Genomic DNA, 5,614 nt, shown 5'->3' on the forward strand with positions numbered 1-5,614 from the left:
TGTAACAGAATCTGTGGGATTATGATTTCTGTGCAATTAGCCTTCTTGCCTTCATGCCAACAAATGATTCTGACCTACAAATCCAAGCGCGAAGAATTCTAGACGCGATTGCTTTCATTCCTTTTGAGCAATGTCAACCCTTGACCCGTAGGTTTGAGAGCATTCCTGCGCGTCCTGGCATTTATGCAATCAGACACAGAACTGATGGATTGCTCTACATCGGTAAAACCAAGAGTTTACGAGGTCGCTTCAGTGGCGGGCACAAAGCTTTTTTGTGGGCGTGGCTCGATAAATATAGTGATGAAGACATACGGATTGCAGTACAGACAATTTCTCATTGGAAGAACCCTGCGTTACTATTGGAGCTAGAAGCCATCATTCTAAGAGCTACTGAACCCCCTTACAACGTCCAAATTCCAATTGAGATGTAAAACCATGCAAGCCAAACTTCAAGAGCAACTTTCCCTCGCTGATGCCGAAGTTATTTTAGGGCGTTTTCCTGAACGAATTCGTGCTGCCCTAATTGCTCGTGCTGCGGAAATTGAATACCCGATCGAAGCAGTCATTGAGATGGCGATCGCTAGTTTCCTTGACACAGAGGCATTAGGTTTTGCAGATTGCAAACCAGGACGCGGACAATAATAGCGTCCACTGGTGATCGCGGTGGTCTAACAACCCGGTTGGAGCGGACTACCGAAAGATATTGGTGGTGATGCAAAAGTTATTTGTAGCCACTCAACCGGAGCATTAGATTTTTTCCCGACAGGTGAAACACGATCGCGCTAGCGATGCGGAGCATTATCGCCCGCAACTGCTTCCGATCGCCCTTTTCCCATATCCCAGAAAAATACAGCCATTCAAATCAGCAAAAACACGAATACGCAACGCCGACTAACCATCACCTCGAACCTCGATCGTATAATTATATCCCTGCTCGGTGAGAAACAGTTGGCGGTGTCGGGCAAAATCTTCCTCGCAAGTTTGTAGCGAGACTAATGTATAAAAACTCGCAGTATGTCCGTCAGATTTCGGGCGGAGAATTCGTCCGAGGCGCTGCGCTTCTTGGCGAGAACCATACTTTCCTGATACCTGAATCAACACATCGGCATCGGGTAAATCGACGGCAAAATTGCCCACGCGAGATAGAATTAATCCGGGAATTTCTTTGTGATGGAATGCTTTGTACAGCCGCGCTGGGCCTGTTTTGTCTTCCCCGCAATCAGAGGTAATTGGGTGATTTGGGCGATCGCATCCAACTGTTCCAGAAACTCACCAATAATTAGGATACTATGTCCCGCCTCCTTTTGCAACAAACTTTGCACCACATCCAACTTACCCGGATTTTCCGCAGCAATCCGAAACTGACTGCGGCGCGGCGCTAGGGGATATTCCATCTTTTGGGCTTCATTTTGGGCGACACGGATTTCGGTACAATTAGCCGTAGCAATAAATCCCTGTCCTTCCAATTGTCGCCAAGGTACGTCATAGCGCTTTGGGAAAATTAGCGTAAACACATCCCCTTCTTTCCCGTCTTCGCTAATCAATGTCGCCGTCAAACCTAACCTGCATTGTGCTTGTAAGTCTGTCCTAATCCGAAATATTGGTGCGGGTAAAAGAATGCTATAGGTGAGAGAATTTCTGATTGTAGCCAGTCCCACAATATCACAGACTAAATTATCTCACCTTTTTAGTGTGAATCATTGGAAGTCGGCTGCTTTCTTTTGCCAAACAAACCCGACATACTTAAACCAGTCACAATCAAGCCAATCATTCCCAATCCATTTAAAATCGGGTAAATTGCTTGCAACTTAAAAATTTCTCCTGTATGAATTTTTAACAAAAATCTAGCTGAAATTCCTGTGTCAATCGGCCACTCTTTGATAATTGTCGCAGCCATTCCTGTCAACACAGTCAAGGTAATTGGCAAAAAAATGATTAGGGCTAAAATCCGGTGATATTTACGAAATGCTCTGTTCATAACGGTTTAAAACTTTATAACAATCACGTCATTTTATGCTAGATATTTGAGTGCTTGTTTTTGAGTAACTGCGAACACATCACTAGAAGCAAGCACTCAGCTTAGCACTTAAATTTAGGACTTGGAAATGCTACTGATTGTTTTTTCTAACGACTGCAATTGTGCCAGCACTTGGTCTTTACTCGGCTTTGAATTTTTGAGTTCAGTCATGACTTTTTCTGTGGTTTCTTCAACTGCATCGTAGCTTTTAGGATCTCTTTTTTTGATGCCGTCTTCTACTTTCTTCCAGGAATTCTCGAACTTGTCAAATTCGGTTTTGGCTTTGGCAAAATCACCAGTCTGAACTGCTGCTTTGGTATTGGTAACTACACTCAGTAACTCTGCATAGCTAGCGGGAGATGCTGCTTTGTCAGATGTGCTGACAACACTAGCACCAGGAGTCTCAGCAGGTGAACTTTTAGGAGTGGAAGCTTGCTGGGTTCCTTCGCAGCCAGTTAAGGCTAAAAAGGTGATGGCGCTAGCAATAAGGATTTGATTGAAACGAGCCATGAAAACTCCTTAAAAGGATGAATAATATCATCTATTATGCCACAAAATCAGGCGATCGATCGCCCTCAATGACGTGCAATTCCTGCTAGATATAATAGTTGGCAGTATAAAAATTATATTTATACTGCTAACTTGCAGATTTTGTAGGTGGTTTCGAGAGCAAAAACAACCGAGTTTCGGCGATTTAGGTAATCTGCTAGCTCGCAGGATTTAACAACCTACAGTCAACCGCGAAATCTTACTTTACCGAAACTGACAGAGTGTAGCTAGCGCCTCCTCGTTCTGTACCGACATCTATCTGATAGTCTCCGGTTTTCGAGGCTACTCCAGACCAGCTTTTTGATTCTTTGATTGTCATCTTTCTGTTCGAGTCTATGACGTTGAACACAGCATTTTTTTCAACTGACTTGATCTTGATTTTGATTGTTTGCCCTTTTTGAACTGCGAGCAAATAAGTATTGACAGTGCCGCGCGCTACTCCTCCTTTGATTTCTGTTGAATGAGCACCTTTTCGGAACTGTATTCGCTGTTGCACAGCAGCTAAAATAGCAGGTTTTTGTGAGATAGCCGCCGGGGGTACCAGGTTCGATAAAGCTTTTACTGAAGCTGGAAAAATTAGCGAGGCACTTAAGCCGAGTAGCAAGATATTTAACGGGTGTTTGATTTTTTTGGCTGGGGTTATCATGGCGTTTAACTCTTTTGTGAAATTGATTTACTTGTACGATTATAGCTGGCTGAGCCTGTCTGTGTGCGATCGCCCTCACCGAAAACTTGATTTGAGATTGAACCCGGGATGTGAGATAATTTTAGGCGATCGGCACACTCGATTATAGATTTGAGATTAGAGATTTTAGATTGAATCCTCGGATATGGGATAATTCTAGGCGATCGCCAATTACGCGCTACTCTACAGTCGCCAGCGGGCGCAGTACAGTCAAAACACCCGCAGCCCGCTGTTACCCAAAAAATTGTACACTTCCTAACAATCGCAAACCAGAGGATATGACTCAACAGCCAAGCATCACCTACCGCACCGAAAGCGACTCGATGGGAGACAAACAAATCCCATCTACTGTTTATTACGGCATCCAAACTCTGCGCGCCGTTGAAAATTTCCCAATTAGTGGCATTAAACCTTTATCAACTTACCTCGATGCTTGCGTTTTAATTAAAAAAGCTGCGGCAATTGTCAACGGTAAACTCGGCTGCATTCCTGAAGATATCAGTCAAGCACTGATCGCAGCCGCTGATGAAGTTTTAGCGGGAAATTTGCGCGATCAATTTGTGGTTGATGTCTACCAAGCAGGCGCGGGAACTTCTCACCACATGAACGTTAACGAAGTTCTTTCCAATCGCGCTTTGGAAATTATGGGCGATGAAAAAGGCAACTACAAGCGCGTCAGTCCTAACGATCATGTAAACTACGGTCAATCAACCAATGATGTGATTCCGACTGCAATTCGCATTGGCGGATTGTTGGCTTTGGAAAAAACTTTGTTTCCAGCTTTATCGCAGGCGATCGCATCCTTGGACAAAAAAGCGCTAGAGTTCCACGATATCGTCAAATCCGGCCGCACTCACCTGCAAGATGCAGTCCCGGTGCGACTCGGCGAAACCTTCCGCGCTTGGGCGCAAATTCTTAGAGAGCACAGCGCCAGAATTGAAACTGCTTCCGGCGATTTGACATCCTTGGGATTGGGGGGAAGCGCGGCCGGAACTGGCTTAAATACTCACCCAGAATACTGTGAAAAAGTAGCTCAAATCCTCGCAGAGTTAATCGGAAAACCTCTGAAACCAGCACCGCATTTAATGGCAGCGATGCAGAGCATGGCACCGTTTGTGAATGTCTCCGGCGCACTCCGAAATCTCGCTCAGGACTGCGTTAAAATGTCCCACGACTTGCGTTTGATGGACTCCGGGCCGAAAACGGGTTTCAAGGAAATTCAACTGCCTCCCGTGCAACCTGGTTCGTCCATTATGCCGGGAAAATACAATCCGGTGATGGCAGAAATGACCTCGATGGTGTGTTTTCAAGTTATGGGTTACGATAGCGCGATCGCCCTGGCAGCACAAGCAGGACAATTAGAATTGAACGTGATGATGCCTTTAATCGCCTACAATCTGATTCACAGCATCGAAATTTTGGGCAACACCATCAGCGCCCTGACTGCCAAATGCCTCGATAAAATTGAAGCTAAGGGCGATCGATGTCTCGCCTACGCAGAAGGCAGTCTCGCCCTCGTTACCGCCCTCAATACTCACATCGGCTATCTCAACGCCGCCGCCGTCGCCAAAGAATCTCTCGAAACTGGCAAATCTTTGCGGCAAATTGTGTTAGAACGCGGTTTAATGAGTGCAGAAGACTTGGCAAAAGTTCTAGATTTAGAGAAAATGAGTGCGATGCCAGAAAGAACACCGGGCGGTTGAAACCGCCGTCCGATCTAACACATTTGACTTTCTGGCGGTTGAAACCGCCGTCTTAATCTTTTCAACTCTAAAGTTTGGGAGCAATATTTATGCGTGCAGGTTCCTTTGGCAAATTAACTCAAGATAAAGAGAATACAACTCAAGTGACATTTCATTATGTGGAAGGTCACACGGAAACCTTTACTATTCCGATGCCAGCACAAGAATTTCAAGAGGAAGTGCTGACTTTGTTAAATCAGCCTTGGTTGACTTTTCACTTAGTCGATCAAACTGTTTTTATCTGCACTTCTCGGTTGGTAAAAGTGGAAATTAAACCTGCTATCCCGGAACTTCAAGGTCAAGGAATCTTCTCTGATTCCATGCGAGTTAGTACCATGCAGCGGGCTGCTTCTGGCAGATTGCCGATGTCTACTTAAACATCGGTAATGGGCATGGGGCATGGGGCATTGGCCAAACAGGGCATTGGGCAAACAGGGCATTGGGCATTAGTTAGGTATAAAATCACCAATCACCAATTACAAATTACCAATTATCAATTCCCAATTCCCAATTCCCAATTCCCAATTCCCAATTCCCAATTCCCAATTCCCAATTCCCAATTCCCAATTCCCAATTCCCAATTCCCAATTCCCAATTCCCAATTCCCAATTCCCAATTCCC

At 45.0% G+C, this 5,614-nt stretch carries 10 protein-coding genes; 5 read left to right on the forward strand and 5 right to left on the reverse strand.

The window, feature by feature from the left end; all coding sequences use genetic code 11:
- Positions 1-53: 53 nt before the first annotated feature.
- Positions 54-431: a GIY-YIG nuclease family protein gene (locus tag QZW47_RS29990; protein ID WP_293136406.1), complete on the forward strand. Its 378-nt coding sequence runs from the start codon at positions 54-56 to the stop codon at positions 429-431.
- 4 nt (positions 432-435) lie between these two features.
- Positions 436-642 (forward strand): hypothetical protein, encoded by a 207-nt coding sequence (locus QZW47_RS29995; RefSeq protein WP_006631417.1) that lies wholly within the window; start codon positions 436-438, stop codon positions 640-642.
- A 249-nt stretch (positions 643-891) separates the two neighbouring features.
- Here QZW47_RS29995 and QZW47_RS30000 read toward each other — a convergent pair whose 3' ends face one another.
- The 5 genes from QZW47_RS30000 to QZW47_RS30020 form a co-directional block, all read right to left on the reverse strand.
- Positions 892-1,137, reverse strand: a complete 246-nt coding sequence (locus QZW47_RS30000) for a hypothetical protein (RefSeq protein ID WP_293136423.1) — start codon at positions 1,135-1,137, stop codon at positions 892-894.
- Between the two features lie 11 nt (positions 1,138-1,148).
- Positions 1,149-1,658, reverse strand: coding sequence for a hypothetical protein (locus tag QZW47_RS30005; RefSeq protein ID WP_293136425.1), 510 nt, complete (start codon positions 1,656-1,658; stop codon positions 1,149-1,151).
- A gap of 29 nt (positions 1,659-1,687) precedes the next feature.
- Positions 1,688-1,978, reverse strand: a complete 291-nt coding sequence (locus QZW47_RS30010; protein WP_293136427.1) for a peptidase — start codon at positions 1,976-1,978, stop codon at positions 1,688-1,690.
- A gap of 114 nt (positions 1,979-2,092) precedes the next feature.
- Complete coding sequence (locus tag QZW47_RS30015) at positions 2,093-2,527, reverse strand: hypothetical protein (protein WP_293136429.1); 435 nt, start codon at positions 2,525-2,527, stop codon at positions 2,093-2,095.
- Positions 2,528-2,765: 238 nt separating this feature from the next.
- A complete protein-coding gene (locus tag QZW47_RS30020) occupies positions 2,766-3,212 on the reverse strand; it encodes a hypothetical protein (protein ID WP_293136431.1) in 447 nt (148 codons plus the stop codon).
- Here QZW47_RS30020 and QZW47_RS30025 point away from each other — a divergent pair.
- The 3 genes from QZW47_RS30025 to QZW47_RS30035 all read left to right on the forward strand — a co-directional run bounded on the left by QZW47_RS30025 (position 3,211) and on the right by QZW47_RS30035 (position 5,370).
- Entirely contained in the window at positions 3,211-3,360 is a 150-nt protein-coding gene (locus QZW47_RS30025) for a hypothetical protein (RefSeq protein ID WP_293136433.1), read from the forward strand. The two genes, QZW47_RS30020 and QZW47_RS30025, sit on opposite strands and share 2 nt — an antisense overlap.
- A gap of 169 nt (positions 3,361-3,529) precedes the next feature.
- Positions 3,530-4,954, forward strand: coding sequence for an aspartate ammonia-lyase (locus tag QZW47_RS30030; RefSeq protein WP_293136437.1), 1,425 nt, complete (start codon positions 3,530-3,532; stop codon positions 4,952-4,954).
- An 89-nt stretch (positions 4,955-5,043) separates the two neighbouring features.
- Complete coding sequence (locus QZW47_RS30035; protein ID WP_293136435.1) at positions 5,044-5,370, forward strand: hypothetical protein; 327 nt, start codon at positions 5,044-5,046, stop codon at positions 5,368-5,370.
- Positions 5,371-5,614 lie beyond the last annotated feature (244 nt).

The organism is Microcoleus sp. bin38.metabat.b11b12b14.051, from assembly GCF_013299165.1.
Classification (GTDB): Bacteria; Cyanobacteriota; Cyanobacteriia; order Cyanobacteriales; family Microcoleaceae; genus Microcoleus.